The sequence below is a fragment of the Streptomyces sp. NPDC018019 genome (assembly GCF_044327805.1).
In the GTDB taxonomy this organism is placed as follows: Bacteria; Actinomycetota; Actinomycetes; order Streptomycetales; family Streptomycetaceae; genus Streptomyces.
Window position 1 is genome coordinate 98,535 of the sequence record NZ_JBIRGD010000003.1, and the last position, 18,916, is coordinate 117,450.

Consider the following 18,916-nt stretch of genomic DNA (forward strand, 5'->3'; position numbering starts at 1 on the left):
CTTGGTGTGGCCGGTCAGCCGGCGTCGGGGCGCACGACGACGGCGCAGCCGACGCTCCCGTCGGCACCGAGCGAGGTGAGCAGCGCGGCGCGCTCCCCTTCGGTGTCGGCGGCGGGGTCTTGCCAGCGGGCCAGCACGGCAGCCAGCTGGAGCGCCCCACCCGCCCCGTTGGTCTCGCCGAGCACGGGCTGGACGGTGAGCCGGCACGGCTCGGGGCCGCCGTCGAAGGCGCTGCGCAGGGCCCGCTCCTCGACCGCGTCCCAGCCGCGGCGTCCGGCCGCGCCGGGTGCCACGATGGCCACGTCCTCAGACGCCACCCGGCTGCGCAGCAGCGCGGTTCGTATGCAGTCCGCGAGCCGCTGGGCCGCGTGGAGCGGCCCCCGGGCGGGGTCGGCGAAGCCGGTGTCGCAGGCCAGCAGCCGGGCGAGCGGGCGGACGGCCTCGCCCGTCGGAGCGGCGGGTTGCAGTGCGAAGACCGCGCCGCCCTCCCCCAGCGGGGTGCCCGGCTTGAGCGCCCCGGACCGGTACCAGGCCCAGGCGTTCTGTGCCGACAGCTCCTCCACGGCGCCCGTCAGCAGCCGCTGGGCATGGCCGCCCAGCAGTGCGTTACGGGCGTAGCGGAAGGCGTGCAGCGCGGCCAGCGGGCCGCCGGAAACCGTGGCGTTGACGCCGGTCAGGCCGTGCCGGATGGCCGTACGGCCCGCCGCGGCGTTCATCAAGGTGCCGGGGAAATGGGAGGGGTTGACGAAGTAGGGCGCCTCCTGGACGAAGGTGTCCCGGGTGAACTCTCCCCAGGCACGGGCGCTGCCGACGGAACTGCCGAGCACCACCCCCGTCCGGTCGGCGGGCAGTGCCGCGCCGTCCTCGGCGAGCGCGTCCAGCGACAGCGTGCAGGCTGCCATGGCGAGCTGGTCGGCCCTGGTCAGCGCCCTGAGCCCCTTGCGTCCCAGGATCTCGGCCGGCTGCGGCCCCGAGACCGGCCTGATCTCCACCGGGCACTGGACCGGGGCCCCCGCCGGTTCGGCGCCGGGCAGCGCCGCCGGGTCCGCCGGTGGGACGGCGGACCGTCCGGACAGTGCCGCCGCCAGCGGTTCCAGGCCCTGGCCCGCCGCGCTGAGGACCGCGCATTGGACGATGTCCACCGCGGGCACGACGGGCAGTGCGCGCGCCGTCGGCGAAGTCGTGGCTGTCATGGTGTTCATACGGCGGCGTCTCCGAAAATCATTACGGCGTTGTTCCCGCCGAAGGCGAAGCCGTGGTTCTCCACCACCCGCGGCTTGTGCTCCCGTGAGGTGACCGGTACGCAGTCCAGGTCGGCGCCGAGCGCCGGGTCCACGGTCCGTACGGTCGTACTCGCCGGCAGAAAGCCCTCGTACAGTGCGGCGCAGCACACCACCGCACCGAACGCGGCGGCCGCGCCCATGGTGTGGCCGAGCATCGACTTGATGGAACTGATCGGCGGGATGCGCTCGCCGAACGCCTCCCGTACGGACGCGACTTCGGTGGAGTCGTTGGCGCCGGTACCGGTGCCGTGCGCGCAGATGTAGTCCACGTCTGCCGGGACGATGCCGGCATTGCGGTGGGCCCGGCGGATGCACTCGGCGATGGACGGGGCGTGCGGATTGGTCATGTGGTGCGCGTCGCACGTCATGCCGTAGCCCAGCACCTCGGCGTAGACACGGGCGCCGCGTTCGCGGGCGGACTCCAGGGTCTCCAGCAGCAGGGCGGCGCCGCCCTCGGCAGTGACGATGCCGTCACGGTGCTCGTCGAAGGGGCGGGGCACGGTCTCGGCCAGCGCGCCCAGTCGATGGAAGCCCGCGTGCGTGGCGCGGTTGGAGGAGTCGGCGCCGCCGCACAGCACGGAGTCGGCCTCACCGCTGCGTACGAGGTCGTAGCCGTAGCCGATGGCGTAGTTGCCGGCCGCGCAGGCGGTACCGAAGGTCACTGCTTCGCCGGTCAGGCCCAGCTCGGCACTGACGGCGGAGGCGATCCGCCCCGCGTCGGCCTGTCCCACCAGGGTCGGGTCGAGCGCGTCGAGCCCCTCCGCGACCCACCGCGCGGTCAGCTGTTCCAGCACCTGGGACTCGCCGTTGGTGGTACCGAAGACGCTCGCCGTCCGGCGTCCGGACAGTTCCTCGTCGTCCAGGCCCGCGTCCGTCACGGCCATACGCGACGCGGCCGCGGCCAACTGGCCGCTGCGCCCCCATGCCCCGGGGTCGGCCCGCCGCAGATGCTCCGATGCCTTGAACCCGCGGACCTCACCGGCGAGCTGCCGCTCGAAGCCGGTGCCGTCGAACTGCTCGATCGGCCCGATGCCGGAAAGGCCGGAGCGGATGCCCGCGATGAACTCCGCGGCGCCCAGGCCGAGGCCGCTGACGGCCCCGAGCCCGGTCACCACGACCCGGCGTCCGGCGCGGTCAGACACCCGCGGCCTCCGGCGCGTACTTGGCGAGGTGCGCGTAGGTGGCCGGCAGGCTGTCGAGCTCCGGTGCGTCCTCCTGCGGAACCTTGATGCCCAGGTCGCGCTCGAAACGCGAGTACATCTCGATGACGAGCAGCGAGTCCGCGTCGAAGTCGCCGACGAAGCTGCTCTCCTCGGTCAGTTCGTCCGCGTCCGCCTCCAGGACGTCCGCGATGATCTCCCGCACCTTGTTGCGCAGTTCCTCGGGGAGGACGGCCTCACTCATTTATTTCATCCTTTGCGGTTTCTGCGTTGCTGCCGCCGGTCATGAAACCCGGAGCGGTAATGCGCGACAACACTCCGAAAGTGACACAGGGATGTGTCCAGGCGCCTGCAACCCGGGCGCCGAGCGCCCAACTCCCGGTGCCTCCAGCCGCCTTCGGGGCGACCGAGAGACTTACCGGGCCCTGCCGTCCATGCAGCTTTTATGCGCCTGCCATGCCTCTTTCATATCCCTTCCAAGATTCCTCCAGCCGCCTTTCAATCCGGGTCTATCGGGGTGGTGCACCATGCCCGGATGAGAGAATTCGGTCCGGCGGCGCCCAGGGAGACGGTCGGCATCGCGGCCGCCTCGCGCTGGCTGCCCGACGGCGCTTCCCAGGTCTGTGAGGCAGTGGACAGCGGGCGTATTCGTTCCCGTACGGCTCGGGAACTGGGCCACGAGTCACTGCCGGCCGCCGAGGACACTCCGGCCCCCGACATGGCCGTACGCGCGGCCCGTGCCGTACTCGACGCCACCGGGACCGATCCCGGACAGGTCGATGTGCTCTGCCATGCGTGGATGTACTACCAGGGGCACGACCTGTGGTCGCCGCCCCACTACATCGCCGCGCAGCTCGGCGCCGCGCGGGCGCTGCCGGTCGGTGTGCAGCAGGTGTGCAACGGCGGGGCGGCGGCGCTCGACCTGGCCGCTTCCTGGCTCCGCGACCGCCGGGCACGTACACCGGAAGGCACCGCCCGGGGGCTCGTCACCACGGGCGATCGCTTCGGTGCGCCCGGCTTCGACCGGTGGGCCGGTGACTACGGAGTGGCGTACGGCGACGGTGGCACCGCCCTCCTGGTCCGCACCCCGGCGGGCCCCGGAGACGCCCTGCTGCTGCGTGCCCTGGCCACCGTCGCGGCCCCGGAACTGGAGTCGATGCACCGCAGCGGTGACCCGTTCACCGCCGCGCCCCGTGTCCACCGCCAGCGGATCGACATGCGTGCCACCAAGCGTGCCTACCTGCGGGAGCACGGCAACGACGGTTTCACCGCCGCCAATGCGCGAAGCATCCGCACCGTGGTCGCCCAGGCGCTGCACGACGCCGGGACGAGTCCGCAGGACCCCCGGCTGCGCTGCGTGGTCCTGCCCCGCTTCGGGCGCAAGACGCTTCAGGAGGCGTGGCTTCCGGTGCTCGCCGAGTGCGTGCACGCGCCCCCCGTGGACTACGGCCGCGCCACCGGCCATCTGGGCGCCGGGGACGCGGCGGCGGGTCTGGCCGATCTGATCGACGGCGCGGTGCTGGCACCCGGCGAAATGGCGCTGGTGCTCAGCGCGGGGGCCGGCTTCACCTGGTCGTGTCTGGTCGTCGAGGCACCGTAGGCCGTTTTCCCCGCCCGCGAATTCAGCGAACAACCGAGAATCAACGAGGTATCGATGTCACGTTCGGTATTCATCACCGGAGGAAACCGCGGTATCGGCCTGGCCGTCGCCCGCGCCATGGCGGCCGACGGCGACCGGGTCGCGGTCGGACACCGCTCCGGCGAGCCGCCGGAGGGGCTGTTCGGCGTGCGCTGCGAGGTGACCGACCCGGAGTCGGTCGACGCCGCTTTCGAGGCCGTCACGGCCGAACAGGGGCCGGTGGAGGTGCTGGTCGCGAATGCCGGAATAACCCGCGACACGTTGCTGCTGCGTATGAGCGACGAGGCGTTCGACGACGTACTTGAGACCAATCTGAAGGGTGTGTTCCGGACCGTGCGGAAGGCCGCTGGCGGAATGCTCGCCGCGCGCCGCGGCCGGATCGTGCTGCTGTCGTCGGCGCTGGGATTCCTGGGCTCTCCCGGACAGACCAATTACGCCGCGACGAAGACGGCGCTGGTCGGCTTCGCCCGTTCCCTGGCGTGGGAACTGGGCTCTCGCGGCGTGACCGTCAACCTCGTCGCGCCCGGCATCATCGATACCGCCATGACACAGGAACTGAGCGACCGCAGGATGCGGGACGTCATGCGGATGACCCCGCTGAACCGCCCCGGCACCCCCGAAGAAGTCGCCGCCGCCGTGCGGTTCCTGGGCAGCGAATCCGCGGGATACATCACCGGCGCGGTGCTCCCCGTCGGCGGCGGTATCGGCATGGGGATCTGAACAGCCGGTCCCCGTATCCACCTGGTTCATCTGGAGCAATTTCTTGACAACCGACCATGCGACCCGCGCCACCGGTCCGATATCCACGGCCGAACGGCCGGCCCCCGCACCGTCCTCGGAGGCCGGCCCGGGAACCAGCGGCACGGCTCGGCCGCGCCGGCTCACCCTCGCCGTCTCCTGCTTCGGCACCCTGCTGGTGCTGATGAACTACACGGCGCCGATGTCCACCCTCTCGGACACCGCCGCCGACCTCGGCGCCGGCCTGTCCGGCCAGACCTGGATGCTCAGCAGCGTCATGCTGGGCATCGCCGCGCTGCTGCTGATCACCGGCGGCCTCGGTGACGCGCACGGCCAGCGGCGCGCCTTCTTCTGCGGCTCCCTGCTGCTCGCCGCCGGCACCGTCGTGTGTGCCACGGCCACCGACACGGGGGTGTTCGTCGGCGCCCGCATCGTCCAGGGCGTCGGCAGCGCGGCCATCATGACCGCCAGCCTCGGCATCATCGGTTACGCGTTCCCCTCGGGTGCCCAGCGTGTCCGGGCCACCGGCATGTGGGGGGCCATGGTCGGCGGCGGTATCACCCTGGGCCCGGCGATCTCGGCCGCGCTGGCCATGGTGTCCGACTGGCGGCTCGGGTACTGGGCGTTCGCCGTGGGCGCGGTGCTGCTGGCCGTCGCCGTTCGTACGCTCGTGGACGAGTACCGGGGCAACCGCCCCGAGCGCACCGACTGGGCCGGGGCGGTCCTCCTGGGCGTTGCGGTGACCGCCCTGCTGGCGGCGCTGGTCCAGGGCCGAAGCGACTGGCTGGCCCCCGAGGTGCTGGTGCTCTTCGCCGTGGCGGTGGTGCTCGCGGTCGCCTTCGTCGTGGTCGAGCTGCGCACCGCCGCGCCCATGGTCGATCTCCGCCTCTTCCGCGACCCGGACTTCAACGCGGCCACTTTGGGCTCGCTGTTCACCGGGCTCTCCATCCTGGGCGTGCTGAGCTATCTGCCCACGGTGATGCAGAGGTCGATGGGCATGACCGCCCTGGCCGGCGGCGCCATGCTCGGCATCTGGGCCGGTACCTCCTTCGTGGTGTCGCTGCTGGCCCGCCGGCTCACCGACCGGGTGCTGGGCTGGCACCGGCTGGTCATCGGCATGGCCCTGAGCATCGTCGGCGATGTGGCGATCCTCGGCATCGCACCGGACGCCGCCTGGGCCCGCTTCGTACCGGGCCTGGTGGCCAGCGGCATCGGCAGCGGTCTGCTCAACGCGGGCCTGGCCCGGATGGCGGTGGAGAGCGTCCCCGCCCACCGCGCGGGCATGGGCGCGGGCGCCAACAACACGGCCCGCTACGTGGGCGCCGCGATCGGCGTCGCCCTGACCGTCGTGGCCTCCACCTCCGTCACGCCCTCCGGCGATCCGGCGGTGGACGCAGGTGCCGGGATGGACCGCGCCCTCCTCGTCTGCGCCGGACTCTCCGCTCTGGGGGCTCTGTGCATCGCCCTCACCCGGATCGGCAAGCGGACGCCGGCGGGCTCCTGACTGGACGGGAGGCCCCGTCCTCGAAGACGGGGCCTTTCGTCCCCGCCGTCTTCCTGCCCCTCCGCCTTTCTGCCTCCTCCGGAACATGCGCATGTCCCTTACGTGACACCGCAATGGCATGAAGGCTCGCCGCCGCATAGCGTTTGCCCTGCACGAACATCCGTGGACATGCAACACGGGTTGCAGGGAAGCCGCCGCGCGGACGAGGGGGAGAGCCGTACATGACGGGCTTTGGCGTCCTGGGACCGCTGGAAATGCAGACGGCACAGGGCATACGCACCATTCGCGGGCCGAAACTGCGGAAGGTGCTCGCCCTGTTGCTGTCCCGGGCCGGCCGATTCGTGCCGGTCGATCTTCTGATGGACGAACTGTGGTCGGGCAACCGTCCGCAGACCGCGGTGATGACCGTCCGCACCCACGTCTACCATCTGCGCAAACAGCTGGCCGCCGAGGAATTCGGCGGCCCGGAACGCCGGCCGGTCATCGAGGGACGCCCGAACGGCTATCTCCTTCGTCTTCCCGACGGTTTCCTGGATTCGGCAGCCTTCGCCCGCCAGGCACGGCTCGGAGCAGAACTCCTGCACCAGGGCCGCACACAGGAATCCGCGGACGCGCTGCGCGCGGCACTGGCACTGTGGCGCGGGCCGGCGCTTGAAGGGGTGGAATGCGGGCCGGCCCTGGAAGGCTACGTGGCCCGCCTGGAAGAGCAGCGCCAGCGTGCCCTGGAAATGCGCCTGGAGGCGGACGCACGGCTCGGCCGGCACCGCGACATCATCTGCGAACTGCGCACCTTGGTGGCCGCCAACCCGTTCAACGAGTGGCTCCACACCCGTCTCATCGACGCTCTGCGCTGCTCGGGACGGCGCGCCGAGGCGCTGGGCGCGTATCAGAAACTGCGCGCCATGCTCGAAACCGAACTGGGCCTGGAGCCCTGCCTGGAAGTACGGCGTATCCGCTGCCAGATTCTCGGCCGGGCCGCCTGATGTCCCGCTGCCGGCGTCCCGTTGGAAATGCTGTCCGTACGTGATCGACCCCTATGCACCAGGGCCCACTTATGACCCATAAGATCTTTTTCCCGTGCCAACCACTAGATCGCCGGGAAAATCCCGGTCCATAGTCCTGTCCCTCGTCCTGTGCCTCATCGAGGCCAGGCCCTCCGTGCAGGTCATCTTCCTGCTGCGTCTCTCGGCGGCGTTTCTGCTGGCGGGCCCGGTGACTTCGGTCACCCCTGCCGCTTTCGGCCTCACCGCGGCTGCCTGGGCCTGCGCGACGACGTACGTCTACCTCATCAACGGCGTGCACGACGCACCCGAGGACCGGCTGAACAGCAACGGCCGCCCCATCTCCAGTGGCCGCCTCTCCCCCGGGAGGGCCAAGGTGATCGCCTGGTGCCTGGCCCTCACCGCCCTGCTCATCGCGGCTCTCGGCCCGGTGCGCCACCTCACCGTGCTCGTCGCCGCCCAGCTCCTCAGCGGGTACGCGTACTCGGCGCCCCGAATCGCCCTGAAGCGCCGGACCTCCACCGCCGTGCTGTGCATCTTGGCGCTAGGGGGCCTGACCTTCGCCGCGGGCTGGTCCTGTGCGGGCGGTGAGAGCCGTGCCGGACTGCCGGTGCTGGTCTTCGGCACCGTGATGACGTTGTGGATGGGAGCGGTCGGCGCCATGGTGAAAGACCTGTCCGACCTGGCGGGAGACGCCGCGGCCGGCCGGCGTACGGTGCTCGTCCGGTGGGGCGAGCGGCGGGCCCGGGCGATCTGCGCGACCAATCCGCTCGTCCTCGGCGTGGCCTACACAGCCATCGCCGCCACCGCCGTCCCGGTCCTCCTCCCTTCCGCGCTCCTCCTCTTGTGCGGCGCCCTGGCCACGGCCGCCCTGACCGTCACCACATCCTCCAGCGAACCCCGCAGCCGCAGCCGCCTCCCCTACCGGGCCTTCATGGTCACCCAGTACGCCGCCTGCACCGCAGCCCTCTGTACCCCCCTCACCCGCTGACAGGCGCAGACTGGAGCGCATGGCCGAGCTTCTCGCAACGTCTGCCGACGGGGTGCCCATCGCCGCTCTCGATGACGGTCAAGGGCCGCCGCTGCTTCTCGTCCACTGGGGCGGTGGAAGCGCCAGGTCCTGGGACGGGGTCGCGCAGGCGCTGATCGGCGGATTCCGGGTGGTCAGGGTCGCCCGTCGTATCTACACCCCGGGGGCCGTCGTCCCGCCGTCCTACTCCATGGCTCTTGAGGCGGCGGACGTGCTGGCGATCGCCGGGCTGATCGGCCGTCCGGTGCTGCTGGTCGGGCATTCCTCGGGGGCGGTCGCCGCGCTGGAAGCCGCTGTGCAGGCGCCTCAGCTGCTGGCCGGCCTGGTCCTCTACGACCCGCCGGTGCCCACCCGGTCGCTGGTCGGAGCGCAGGCGGCCCGGCGCGCCCGCGCGGCCCTCGCCGCCGGACGTCCTCGTGAGGCGATGCGGCTCTATCTGCGTGACATCGCCCAAGAGCCCGCGGAACTGGTGGAAGCACTGATCGCGGACCCCAGGGCGCGGGCTGCGTTCACGGCGAAGGCGGTTGCGGGGTTCGCCGATATCGACGCGATCGACGCGCTCGGGACCGGCGTCGACCGCTTCGGCGAGCTCGATGTGCCGACCACCCTGGTGACAGGTGACCAAAGCCCGGCCCACCTACGGGCACGGCTGGCCGACCTGGCGGAAATCCTGCCGAACACCCAGATGGCCACACTCGCCGGGCAGGGACACGCCGCTCACCTCACGGCCCCCGAGGCACTGGCGGCCGTGATCCGTAAGGCAGCCGGATGGGTCTTCGGCTGATACGGCTCATGGGTGGGGCAGCGGGTGCGGCGGAGGGGCGTCGCGCTGGAGGATCACCACGTGACGGGCAGCTCTTCCGGGCCGTACACCACATGCGCGTCGCGGAACGTGGTCCGCTCGTCGGGGAGCTGCAACCGCATGGCCGGGAAGCGGTTGGTGAGCTCCCGGTAGACGACGCGCAGTTCCATACGGGCCAGTTGCTGGCCTATGCACTGGTGCGGGCCGTAGCCGAACGCGAGGTGGCGGCCGGGCTCGCGCGTGATGTCCAGCTCGTCCGGGAGCGAAGCGAAATCGGGGTCGTGGTTGCCGGCGGGGAGGTGCAGCAGCACCAGGTCGTCCTTGCGGATCTCCGCGCCGCCGTACTGCAGGTCCTCCTTCGCCCGGCGGAGCAGACCGCGCTGCATCACGGTCAGGTGGCGCAGCAGTTCCTCGACGGCGGAGTCGGCCAGGGACGGATCGGCGGCCAGCAGCTCCCACTGCGGGCGGTTGCGCAGCAGCGCGTAGACCCCCAGGGAGATCATGTGTGCCGTGGTGTCGTAGCCCGCGACGAGCAGGGTTCCGATGAGCACCAGGACTTCCTGGTCCGACAGGCCGTGACCGCCGTGGATCAGGTCGCTGAACAGGGCATCGTCGGGTTCGCTCCGCTTGGTCCCGACCACCTTCGCCAGATATGCGAACAGTTCGGGGGCGGCCTGCTGCTGTTCCTCCCTGTCCTGGGCGAAACCGCCCAGCGCGGTCATCGCGAGCCGTTCGAACATCTCCTGGTCCTCCCGCGGGAGGCCGAAGAGCGCGCAGATGGTGAAGGACGGGACGCGCAGCCCCACCGTACGGACCAGGTCGGCGCCGGGGCCCTGGCGTTCCAGGTCCGCCAGGCACTCCCGGGTGATGCGGGTGACGGCCTCCTCCAGCCTGCGCACCCTGCGGGCCGTGAAGTGCCGGGCGACCGGCATCCGCAACCGCAGGTGGTCGGCTCCGTCCAGGTTCGTGATGTGCGGTACGTCGCCGTCGCCACGGGAGGGCAGCCGCTCGTGGCTGACCGTGCCCAGCCCGTGCAGGAAGGAGCTGATGCGCTTGTCCGACGCGAGCGCGCGGATGTCCTCGTGGCGTGTGACCAGCCAGGCCTCGTAGCCGGTGGGAATGCGGACCTTGTGGATCCCCGCCGCGCGGTAGCGCGCGCAGGGGCCCGGCGGATCGAGCGGGTCGTCGCGGTCGAGGGACAGCGCCGGAACGATTGAGGTCTCCACTGATTCTCCCTGGGGATTGCGGTTTCCCCGCGCGCCGGATGCGCGGTTTCCCGGGCGTTCGGTGCGGTCGCCGATGGTGCGGGACACCGGCGAGCACCGCTGACCCGCACCGTAACCAGGGAAAACGCCCCGCCGCCCGGTGGTCGGGCCGGGACCTGCGAACTCCGCAGACTTCCCGCAACCGCGCGGCGGGTCCCCCGGTGGGGGCTGCGGAATTCATCGGAGGCAGCGGCCCGGCGGACGGCCGAACGTGGTGTGCGGTGCAGGCCGGATCACGCCCTGGCCCCTGTGCCGTATCCCGAGATACCGGAGGTGAACGGTGGCGAGCTGCCGTGGATATACGGAGCACTGGCTGGCGACGGCGGACGACCCCCTGCGGATCGTGACCCGGCTGGCCGCTTCCGGGCACTTCGGCCAGTACGTGGTGTACGAGGGTGTCGACGGCTACTCCTTCGCCGGGGACGTGCTCGCCGAGGTCAGTGTGTACAGCGACCGGCTGCGGGCCGACTTCGACGGCGTTCCGGTGGCGGAGGAACCGCTGCACGGCGCCACGGACCGCAAGGAGGTGCTGCGCAGGGCCGCCCGGCTGCTGGAGGCCCTCCCGGTCCGCGGCTGGCGGGCGTACGGCTGGGCTTCCTTCGAGGCCGCCTACGCCCTCGCCGGTCTGGACCTGGAGACTGCCGGCGTCCCGCTGCTGCGGCTCATGATCCCCCGTACCGAGATACGGCTCCGCGACGGCAAAGCGCTGATCCGCACGACCGGCCCGGCCTCGGCACAGCTGTGCGCCGCGGTGACCGGTGAGCTGCCGGCCGGGTCCGCGGACGACGTCCCCCCAGGCCCGGTACCGGTGGAGGTGACGGCCGACGACGGCTACCGGGACGCGGTCGCCGCGGCCGTGCGGGACATCCGCGCCGGCGAGCTGCAGAAGGTCATCCTCTCCCGGGTGGTGCCGGTCGGTTTCCCGGTGGACCTCATCGCCTCCTACGCGTACGGCCGGCGGCACAACCACCCGGCCCGCTCCTTCCTGATCTCCTTCGGCGGGCTCGGCGCGGCCGGGTTCAGCCCCGAAACGGTGGCCGAGGTACGGGACGGCCGCGTCGTCACCCAGCCGTTGGCCGGCACACGGGCCCTGTCCGGCGATCCGGCCACCGACCGCCGGCTGCGCGAGGTGCTGCTCAGTGACCCCAAGGAGGTCTACGAGCACGCCATTTCGGTGCAGGCCGCGGTCCGCGAGCTGGGTACGGTCAGCGAGCCCGGAACGGTCCGGGTGGACGACTTCATGAACGTCAGGGAGCGCGGCAGCGTCCAGCACCTCGCTTCGACGGTGTCCGGACGGCTCGCCGCGGGCCACGACGCCTGGGACGCGCTGCGGGCCACCTTCCCCGCGGTGACCGCCTCCGGCATCCCCAAGGAGCGGGCGTACGCGTGCATCCGGCGTCATGAGGACCGGCCCCGCGGCCTGTACAGCGGAGTGGTCATGACCGTCGACGCGAACGGGGACATGGACACCGCCCTGACCCTGCGCACCGTCTATCAGCAGGACGGCCGGGCCTGGATGCGGGCGGGCGCCGGCATCGTCGCCCAGTCCGAGCCGGACCGTGAGTTCGAGGAGACGTGCGAGAAGCTCCGCTCGGTCTCCCGCTGCCTCGTCCCCGCCGGGCCACCACGGCCCGGCGAGGAGACCTCCATGACGGCCACGGCCATCGGCAGGTAGGCGATGAAGCGAGTAGCGATCACCGGCATCGGCATCATCTGCCCCAGCGGTACCGGCGTACGGGACTTCTGGCACCACAACACGGAGGGCACGTCCTTCCTGCGCCACGAACCGGAGCTGGCCCGCCTGGGCATGAAGAGCCGCACCACGGCCCCCATCGGGGACTTCGACCTCGCCGCGCACCACAGCGAGGAGGACGTGCGGGAACTGTCGCGGCTCAGCCGCTTCGTCCAGCTCTCCGTCAGCGCGGGCGCCATGGCCGTACGCGACGGCGGCCTGGGCCGTGCGGACTTCGATCCCGAACGCGCGGGCGTGGTCTTCTCGTCGGCCATCGGGGGAACGCCGGAGTTCCAGCAGGCGTACGAGGAGTACAGCCGCGGGGGCACGGTGCCGCTGCCGGCCCTGCCCGAGGGCCACCCCTTCTACGACTCGGTGTTCCTCAACTACACGCCGTCGTGGCTGAGCAGCCGCTACGGGCTGCGTGGCCCGTGCACCACCCTGACGACCGGGTGCACCGCGGGGATCGACGCGCTCGGCCTGGCTTTCGAGCAGGTCCGCTGGGGCGACTCGGACGTCGTCGTGGCCGCCGCCGGGGAGGCCCCGCTGTCCGGGCTCGCCTATGCGACGCTGGACGTCATCGGCTCCCTCGCCGTCGTGGACGGCCCGCCGGAGACGGCCTCCCGTCCCTTCGACGCCCGCCGGGGCGGCTTCGTCCTCGGTGAGGGCGCGGCGGCTCTCGTGGTCGAGGACTACGACCACGCGCTGGCCCGCGGTGCCACGGTCTACGCCGAGGTGCTCGGCTTTGCGAGCGCCAACAACGCGTACCACATGAGCGATCTGGCGGCCGACGGTGCGGCCATGGCCACCGTGCTGAGCCAGGCGCTGGCCGATGCGGAGGTCTCCCCGCAGAGCATCGACTACGTCAACGCCCACGGGAGTTCGACCCCGCAGAACGACGCCTTCGAGACGCAGGCGCTGAAGACCGCCCTGGGTGAGCAGCACGCTGCCCGAACCCCGGTCAGCTCGACCAAGTCCATGATCGGGCACTCGCTCTCCTCCGCGAGCATGGTCGGCGTCGTCTCCGCCATCGGCGCCCTGCGGCACTCCGTCGTCCCGCCGACCGCCCACTACGAGGTGCCGGACCCCGACTGCGACCTGGACTACGTCCCCAACCGCCCGCGTGTCCACGACACCCGCACGGCCCTCGTCAGCGCGAGCGGCTTCGGCGGGATCCACTCCTGCGCCGTCCTGCGCAGGGCCGAGGACCCGGTCCGTACGGACGGGCCGGACGCCGCACGGGCCGCGGACGCCGTCCCGGACACGGCTCCTTCCAGGACCGTCCTCCCGGCCACCGGTGCCACCGCCTTGGTACGCGGTACCGCCGCCCCCCGCACGCCGAGTCTGCTGCTGGTCCACGGCTTCGGCGGGTCCGCCGGCCACTGGGAACCCCTCCTGCGTACCCTCCCGCCGGGTGTGCACGCAGTCGCCGTCGATCTGCCGGGCCACGGCACCAACGGCATGCCGGCCGACATCCCGACCACAGCCGTACGTGCCTTCCTCACCCATGTCCTGGACGAACTGGATGTGCACGGGCCGGTCATTCCGGTCGGCCACTCCCTCGGCGGGCTGCTGGCGCTGGACCTGGCCGCCGCAGAACCGGAGCGGGTGCGGGGCACTGCCGTCATCGGTTCCGCCGAGCGCATCCGTCTGCACCCGTCCCTGGTCGAGCAGGCGGTCTCCGGCACCTGGGACCCGGTGTTCCTCAGCGGCTGCCTGCGTCGGCCGGACCAGCCGCTGCCCGGCGGGCGCACCGCCGCGGACCTGGTGGTCGAGGGGTTCGGCGCGCTGCGGCTGCCGGACCCGGACACCGGGGTGTGGGGGCTGGCCGGTGGCCCGCGGCGCGCTCTGCCGGCCTCGCCGGTGCTGAGCCTGGTCGCCGGCGCGGACCGGGTCGTCTCGCCCCGGCGCAGCCGGGCGCTGGCGGCGACGGTGCCGAGCGGCAGGGCGGTCGTCATCGAGGGGGCCGACCACTATGTGCATGTGGAGGAGCCCGGCCAGGTCGCCGCGCACCTGACCGCCTTCCTTGCCGACTACGACGGCAGTGGTGAGCGCGATGACTGCTGAGACGGCAGAGATGGCTGAGACGGCAGAGACGCGGGCCGACCGGGAGCGCCGCTACCTGGAGCTCGGCTACTGGCGGGACGAGTTGCTGCACCGCGCCGTCCTGGGGGACTGCGCGGTCCGGGGTGACCGTACGGCCCTCGTCGAGGGTGCGCGGCGCATCGGCTACCGCGAACTCGGCGAGCGGGTGGAACGGGCTGCGGCGGGCTTCGGCGCCCTCGGGCTCCGGCCCGGCGACCGGGTGGCGGTGCGGCTCGGCAACACCATCGGCATGGTGTGCGCCTTTCTCGGGCTGGTACGGGGCGGCATGGTGCCCGTCCTGATGCCGCCCGGTCTCGGCACCCGCGAGGTGGACCACGTGGTGCGTACGACGGGAGCGCGTGCCCTGCTGAGCAGGGACGCCGGCAGCGGTTCGGAGACCGCCGCGCTCGTCGGCCACCTGCGGGAACATCATCCCGGTGTCCTGGTGTGCCTGGCCGCCGAAGGAGGCCGGGCCCGGCGCCGTACGCCACCGGAAGGGGTCCTGGCACTCGATGAGGTGCTGACTTCCGAGCGCTCCGAGGGCTCCGAGGGCATCCGGGATGCCGCGCAGGCCCCGCCGCCTGCTGCCCGGGACAGTTCCGACGTGGCTTTCTTCCTGCTGTCGGGCGGCAGTACGGGACTGCCCAAGGCCATCCCGCGCACCCACCGCGATTACATCTGCAACCTGGAGGTCAGCGCCCGCCTCACCGCACTCGGCCCGGACAGCATCTACCTGGCCGCGCTGCCGGCCGCCCACAACTTCGTCCTCGGCTGCCCCGGGGTGCTCGGCACCCTGGCGGCCGGCGGCACCGTCGTCCTCGGCTCCCCCGCGCTCGGCCGGGTGCGCCGGGACATCGGGAACGAGCGGGTCACCGTCACCGCGCTGGTCCCCGGCCTGGCCCGGCTGCTGCCGGAGCACGGAGCCGACCTGTCCACCCTCCAGGTGCTGCAGGTGGGCGGGGCCCGCCTGTACGAGCCGGACGCCCGCCGCCTGATCGACGCCCTGCCGGGGCGCCTCCAGCAGGTGTTCGGCATGGCGGAGGGACTGCTGAACTTCACCCGGCTCGACGACCCGGACGACGTGGTGGCCGGGACCCAGGGCCGGCCCGCCTCGCCCGCGGACGAGTGGTTCCTCGCCGACGCGGCCGGCGCTCCGGTCCCCGCCGGCCAGGAGGGCGAACTGCTGGTCAGAGGGCCGTACACGATCGGTGCCTACCTGGCTCCGGACGAGGTCAACCGGGCCTCCTTCACGGCCGACGGCTTCTACCGGACCGGTGACATCGTGCGGGTGCACGAGTCGGGCAACTTCGTGGTGGTGGGCCGGCGCAAGGACTTCGTGAACCGCGGCGGCGAGAAGGTCTCGGCCTCGGAACTCGAAGAGGTGCTGGCCGGCTGCCCGGCGCTCGCCGCGTCCGCCGTCGTCCCGGTCGCGGACGACCTGCACGGAGAGGCGGTCTGTGTGGCGGCGGTGGCCGCCGAGGGTGCCCGGGTGGACCTGCACACCGTGCGGGACTTCCTCGGCGCCCGGGGGATCGCCCGCTACAAGCTCCCCGAACACCTGGTGCTCTTCGAACGGCTTCCGGTGACCGCGGTCGGCAAGGCCGACCGCGCCGTGCTGGCCGAACAGGCACAGGCGCGGGTGCGGGCCGCCGCCAGGCCGTCCCCGGACGACGGCCCGACCGATCACTGACGCAAACAGACGACCCGTTCGACCAGGAGGCAGGTGCGATGGCCGCACACACCGACAACGAGATCGTGATCGACGCTCCTTTCGAGACGGTCTGGAAGACCGCCAACGACGTGGCGAACTGGCCCGAGCTGTTCCAGGGCGCCTACGACCGTGCCGAGATCCTGCACGGTGACGAGAGCCGGATGACGTTCCGCCTGACCACCACCCCCGACGAGGAGGGCAAGCAGTACAGCTGGGTCTCCGAGCGGGTGATGGACCGGGAGGAGGGTGCGGTCAGCGCCCGGCGGATCGAGAACGGCCCCTTCCTCTACATGCACATCTTCCAGTCGTTCGAGTCCCTGCCCGAGGGCGGCACCAGGCTGCGGTGGGTGCAGGACTTCGAGGTGCTGCCGCACATCCCGTACGACGACGCCTGGTTCGCCGACCGGATCAACAAGAACTCGCGGCGCGAACTCGCCCGCCACAAGGAATACATCGAGGCACGCGCCGGCGGGCGGCGGTGAGCGCCCCGGCCGGCGGCCGCACGGCGGACCGGCAGCGCCTGGTGGACCTCGGCGACGAGGTCTTCGCGGTGGTCAACGGGGACGGCGGGATGGGGCTGTCCAACTCCACCGTGCTGCTCGACGGCGGCCGTGCCGTCGTGATCGACACCATGCTCCTGCCGCGGATGAACGCCCCCGTGCGCAAGGAACTCCAACGGCGGAACGCCACTGCCGGACTGGTCGTGAACACCCATCAGCACGTCGATCACATGGGAGGCAACGGCGCGTTCCCCGAAGCACGGGCGGTGGCGCCCGCGGAGGCCGCCCGGGCCCTGGGCCTGATGGCCCAGGACACCAGCTTCCTGCCCCGCCTCATGCCCGCGTTCGCCTCCGAGCTGGCCGGCCTGGAGCTGCGGCTGCCGGAGCCGGTGGATCCCCACACGCTCCCTCTCCCCCACGGCGCCGAGGCACGGGTCTTCCGTAACGCGCACAGCATCGTGGACCTCGCCGTCTGGCTGCCCCGGCAACGGGTGCTGGTCGCCGGGGACCTCTGCTTCCACGGGGTGACCCCGCTCGCCGTACACGGCAGCATCTCCGGGTGGATCGGCGCGCTCGACCGGCTGATCGCGCTGGACCCGGCGGTCGTCGTACCCGGCCACGGTGAAGTGACGGGTCCCGAAGCGCTCCACGCACTGCGTGACTACCTGAAGGGCCTGTGGGCGACGGCGCGGCAGGCGGCCGACGAGGGCGCCACGGCGTCCGATGCGGCCGCGGTGGCGCGCTCCTTCGACGCCGGGACGGCCGGCGGTTGGCGCGAGCCGGAACGCAGCGCCCTCAACGTGCGGGTGGCGCTGGGCGAGATCACCGGTGACCCGCTTCCCCTGGGACCGCCCCGGTGACGCCGCGCACACCCGACGGCCGGCCCCCGCGGCCGGGCGAGAGCAGCAGGACAGGAGAATCATGAGCAACGCTCCCGGCGGGACGTCCCGCACCGCCCGACGCGTGGTGATCACGGGCATCGGCGTGGTCAACCCGCTCGCCACCGGCACGGAGACCTTCTGGGAGGCCGTGCTCGCGAAGAAGACGGCCGTCGGCGCGATCAGCCGCTTCGACGCGGCCGGCCTGCCGGTCCGTCTCGCCGCCGAGATCGCCGGCTTCAAGGCCACCGACCACGTGCCGCGCCGGCTGGTGGTCAAGAGCGACCTGTTCGCGCACTACGCCATCGCCGCCTCCGGGCAGGCACTGGCCGACGCCGGCCTCGGTGACGGGGGGCCCGGCGACGGGGGGCTCGACCCGTTCCGTACGGGCATCAGCTTCGGCAACAACAGCGGGGGCTGGGAGCTGTGCGAGCGGGGTTTCCGCGAGTACTACGAACAGCACCCGACGATGATCAACCCCTGGCAGGCGACCGCGTGGTTCCCCACCGCGGCTCAGGGATTCGTCAGCATCCGCTTCGGTATCCGCGGCTTCAGCAAGAGCTTCGCGGCGGACCGGGCCAGTGGCGCCTGCGGACTGCTGCACGGGATGCGCAGCATCAGCCGGGGCCGCAACGACGTCGTCCTGGCCGGCGGCGCGGAAGCGCCGCTGACCCGCCTGGGGGTGGCGGCCCACATCACGACCGGGGACCTCAGTTCGGCGGCCGCGCCCGAGGACGGCTACCTGCCCTTCGACCGCGAGCGCGGCGGGCTGGTGCTGGGCGAGGGCGCCACCGTGCTGGTGCTGGAGGAACGCGAGCACGCGCTGCGCCGGGGGGCCCGCATCCTGGGCGAACTGGCCGCCGCCGAGCAGCGCACCAGCGCGCCGGACGACCCGGACGGGCCCGCCCGGGCACTCACCGCTGCACTGCGCGCCGCGGACCGGGGCCCTGGGGACACCGACGTCGTCTTCGCCGAAGGGGCCGGCTCCGCGCAGGGTGATGCGACCGAAGCACGTGCCCTCGCCGGCGTCTTCGGGGAAGGCGGCGTCCCCGTGACGGTCCCCAAGGCCGGTTACGGCCATCAGTACGGCGCCAGTGCCGCCACCGAACTCGCCTGCGCCGCCCTGTCCATCAGGGACGGCGCCCTGCCGCCCACCCCGGGCACCCGCACGGTCGACGAGCGGTGCGCCGTCGACCTCGTGACCGAGACACGTCCCCGGGCCGTCCGCACCGCTGTCGTCCACTCCCGTTCCCGGGAGGGCACGAACGTGGCCGTGGTGCTGACGGCCACCGACCGGCAAGACCACGAGCACGACCGGAGGGTCGCATGAAGTACTACACGGAAGTCCACCGGGCCATCTGCGCCCTGGGGTTCGAAAGCGAACAGGTCGAGCCCGGCACGCGGCTGCTGGGGGACCTGGAGCTGGACTCCACGGAGCTGGTCGAGGTCTCCCTCCAACTGCAGCGGGACCTGGGGATCGAGGTGAAACTGGAGCTCGCCGACGATCTCACGGTCGCCGACGCCTGCCGGCTCGTCGAGGAGGCCGGGCAGGCGGCGGAAGGCGTTCCCCAGGCCGCGGGATGACCGG

The 18,916-nt window shown here is 72.2% G+C and carries 17 protein-coding genes; 13 read left to right on the top strand and 4 right to left on the bottom strand.

Annotated features, from left to right (window positions below; all coding sequences use genetic code 11):
• Window positions 1-14: 14 nt before the first annotated feature.
• From ACH4FX_RS06265 to ACH4FX_RS06275, 3 genes are read right to left on the bottom strand one after another with little or no spacing between them, the layout of a single operon-like run.
• Window positions 15-1,193, bottom strand: a complete 1,179-nt coding sequence (locus ACH4FX_RS06265; RefSeq protein ID WP_398475692.1) for a beta-ketoacyl synthase N-terminal-like domain-containing protein — start codon at window positions 1,191-1,193, stop codon at window positions 15-17.
• 5 nt (window positions 1,194-1,198) lie between these two features.
• Entirely contained in the window at window positions 1,199-2,425 is a 1,227-nt protein-coding gene (locus ACH4FX_RS06270; protein ID WP_398475694.1) for a beta-ketoacyl-[acyl-carrier-protein] synthase family protein, read from the bottom strand.
• Entirely contained in the window at window positions 2,418-2,687 is a 270-nt protein-coding gene (locus ACH4FX_RS06275) for an acyl carrier protein (RefSeq protein WP_398475696.1), read from the bottom strand. The genes ACH4FX_RS06270 and ACH4FX_RS06275 overlap by 8 nt, the downstream gene beginning before the upstream one ends.
• Before the next feature lie 291 nt (window positions 2,688-2,978).
• On the opposite strand from ACH4FX_RS06275, the gene ACH4FX_RS06280 reads away from it, so the two are divergent.
• From ACH4FX_RS06280 to ACH4FX_RS06305, 6 genes are all read left to right on the top strand, one after another.
• Window positions 2,979-4,043, top strand: coding sequence for a 3-oxoacyl-ACP synthase (locus ACH4FX_RS06280; protein WP_398475698.1), 1,065 nt, complete (start codon window positions 2,979-2,981; stop codon window positions 4,041-4,043).
• A gap of 54 nt (window positions 4,044-4,097) precedes the next feature.
• Window positions 4,098-4,802, top strand: coding sequence for a 3-oxoacyl-ACP reductase FabG (gene fabG / locus ACH4FX_RS06285; RefSeq protein WP_398475700.1), 705 nt, complete (start codon window positions 4,098-4,100; stop codon window positions 4,800-4,802).
• A gap of 43 nt (window positions 4,803-4,845) precedes the next feature.
• Entirely contained in the window at window positions 4,846-6,324 is a 1,479-nt protein-coding gene (locus ACH4FX_RS06290) for an MFS transporter (RefSeq protein ID WP_398475702.1), read from the top strand.
• Between the two features lie 221 nt (window positions 6,325-6,545).
• The gene (locus tag ACH4FX_RS06295; protein ID WP_398475704.1) at window positions 6,546-7,307 is read left to right on the top strand and encodes a BTAD domain-containing putative transcriptional regulator; all 762 of its coding nucleotides are present in this window, start codon (window positions 6,546-6,548) and stop codon (window positions 7,305-7,307) included.
• Window positions 7,308-7,401: 94 nt separating this feature from the next.
• Window positions 7,402-8,316 (top strand): UbiA family prenyltransferase, encoded by a 915-nt coding sequence (locus ACH4FX_RS06300; RefSeq protein ID WP_398475706.1) that lies wholly within the window; start codon window positions 7,402-7,404, stop codon window positions 8,314-8,316.
• Window positions 8,317-8,335: 19 nt separating this feature from the next.
• On the top strand, window positions 8,336-9,139 hold the full coding sequence (locus ACH4FX_RS06305) for an alpha/beta fold hydrolase (RefSeq protein WP_398475708.1): 804 nt from the start codon (window positions 8,336-8,338) through the stop codon (window positions 9,137-9,139).
• Between the two features lie 53 nt (window positions 9,140-9,192).
• Here ACH4FX_RS06305 and ACH4FX_RS06310 read toward each other — a convergent pair whose 3' ends face one another.
• Window positions 9,193-10,383 carry a cytochrome P450 gene (locus ACH4FX_RS06310; protein ID WP_398475710.1) on the bottom strand — a complete coding sequence of 397 codons (1,191 nt, stop codon included), beginning with the start codon at window positions 10,381-10,383 and terminating at the stop codon, window positions 9,193-9,195.
• Window positions 10,384-10,702: 319 nt separating this feature from the next.
• On the opposite strand from ACH4FX_RS06310, the gene ACH4FX_RS06315 reads away from it, so the two are divergent.
• The 7 genes from ACH4FX_RS06315 to ACH4FX_RS06345 all read left to right on the top strand — a co-directional run bounded on the left by ACH4FX_RS06315 (window position 10,703) and on the right by ACH4FX_RS06345 (window position 18,912).
• Window positions 10,703-12,097 (top strand): salicylate synthase, encoded by a 1,395-nt coding sequence (locus ACH4FX_RS06315; RefSeq protein WP_398475712.1) that lies wholly within the window; start codon window positions 10,703-10,705, stop codon window positions 12,095-12,097.
• A gap of 3 nt (window positions 12,098-12,100) precedes the next feature.
• Complete coding sequence (locus tag ACH4FX_RS06320; protein ID WP_398475714.1) at window positions 12,101-14,221, top strand: alpha/beta fold hydrolase; 2,121 nt, start codon at window positions 12,101-12,103, stop codon at window positions 14,219-14,221.
• Between the two features lie 10 nt (window positions 14,222-14,231).
• The gene (locus tag ACH4FX_RS06325; protein ID WP_398475716.1) at window positions 14,232-15,929 is read left to right on the top strand and encodes a (2,3-dihydroxybenzoyl)adenylate synthase; all 1,698 of its coding nucleotides are present in this window, start codon (window positions 14,232-14,234) and stop codon (window positions 15,927-15,929) included.
• A 38-nt stretch (window positions 15,930-15,967) separates the two neighbouring features.
• Window positions 15,968-16,432 (top strand): SRPBCC family protein, encoded by a 465-nt coding sequence (locus ACH4FX_RS06330; RefSeq protein ID WP_398475717.1) that lies wholly within the window; start codon window positions 15,968-15,970, stop codon window positions 16,430-16,432.
• On the top strand, window positions 16,429-17,310 hold the full coding sequence (locus tag ACH4FX_RS06335) for an MBL fold metallo-hydrolase (protein WP_398475719.1): 882 nt from the start codon (window positions 16,429-16,431) through the stop codon (window positions 17,308-17,310). Before ACH4FX_RS06330 ends, ACH4FX_RS06335 begins: the two co-directional genes overlap by 4 nt.
• A gap of 61 nt (window positions 17,311-17,371) precedes the next feature.
• Entirely contained in the window at window positions 17,372-18,658 is a 1,287-nt protein-coding gene (locus ACH4FX_RS06340) for a beta-ketoacyl-[acyl-carrier-protein] synthase family protein (RefSeq protein ID WP_398475721.1), read from the top strand.
• Window positions 18,655-18,912 (top strand): acyl carrier protein, encoded by a 258-nt coding sequence (locus tag ACH4FX_RS06345; RefSeq protein WP_398475723.1) that lies wholly within the window; start codon window positions 18,655-18,657, stop codon window positions 18,910-18,912. Before ACH4FX_RS06340 ends, ACH4FX_RS06345 begins: the two co-directional genes overlap by 4 nt.
• Window positions 18,913-18,916: the final 4 nt, after the last annotated feature.

Excerpts from the sequence above, each read along its gene's own strand:
- ACH4FX_RS06265 (WP_398475692.1), bottom strand. The coding sequence starts at position 1,193 with ATGACAGCCACGACTTCGCCGACGGCGCGCGCACTGCCCGTCGTGCCC.
- ACH4FX_RS06275 (WP_398475696.1), bottom strand. The coding sequence starts at position 2,687 with ATGAGTGAGGCCGTCCTCCCCGAGGAACTGCGCAACAAGGTGCGGGAG.
- ACH4FX_RS06280 (WP_398475698.1), top strand. The coding sequence starts at position 2,979 with ATGAGAGAATTCGGTCCGGCGGCGCCCAGGGAGACGGTCGGCATCGCG.
- fabG (WP_398475700.1), top strand. The coding sequence starts at position 4,098 with ATGTCACGTTCGGTATTCATCACCGGAGGAAACCGCGGTATCGGCCTG.
- ACH4FX_RS06295 (WP_398475704.1), top strand. The coding sequence starts at position 6,546 with ATGACGGGCTTTGGCGTCCTGGGACCGCTGGAAATGCAGACGGCACAG.
- ACH4FX_RS06305 (WP_398475708.1), top strand. The coding sequence starts at position 8,336 with ATGGCCGAGCTTCTCGCAACGTCTGCCGACGGGGTGCCCATCGCCGCT.
- ACH4FX_RS06320 (WP_398475714.1), top strand. The coding sequence starts at position 12,101 with ATGAAGCGAGTAGCGATCACCGGCATCGGCATCATCTGCCCCAGCGGT.
- ACH4FX_RS06325 (WP_398475716.1), top strand. The coding sequence starts at position 14,232 with ATGGCTGAGACGGCAGAGACGCGGGCCGACCGGGAGCGCCGCTACCTG.
- ACH4FX_RS06330 (WP_398475717.1), top strand. The coding sequence starts at position 15,968 with ATGGCCGCACACACCGACAACGAGATCGTGATCGACGCTCCTTTCGAG.
- ACH4FX_RS06340 (WP_398475721.1), top strand. The coding sequence starts at position 17,372 with ATGAGCAACGCTCCCGGCGGGACGTCCCGCACCGCCCGACGCGTGGTG.
- ACH4FX_RS06345 (WP_398475723.1), top strand. The coding sequence starts at position 18,655 with ATGAAGTACTACACGGAAGTCCACCGGGCCATCTGCGCCCTGGGGTTC.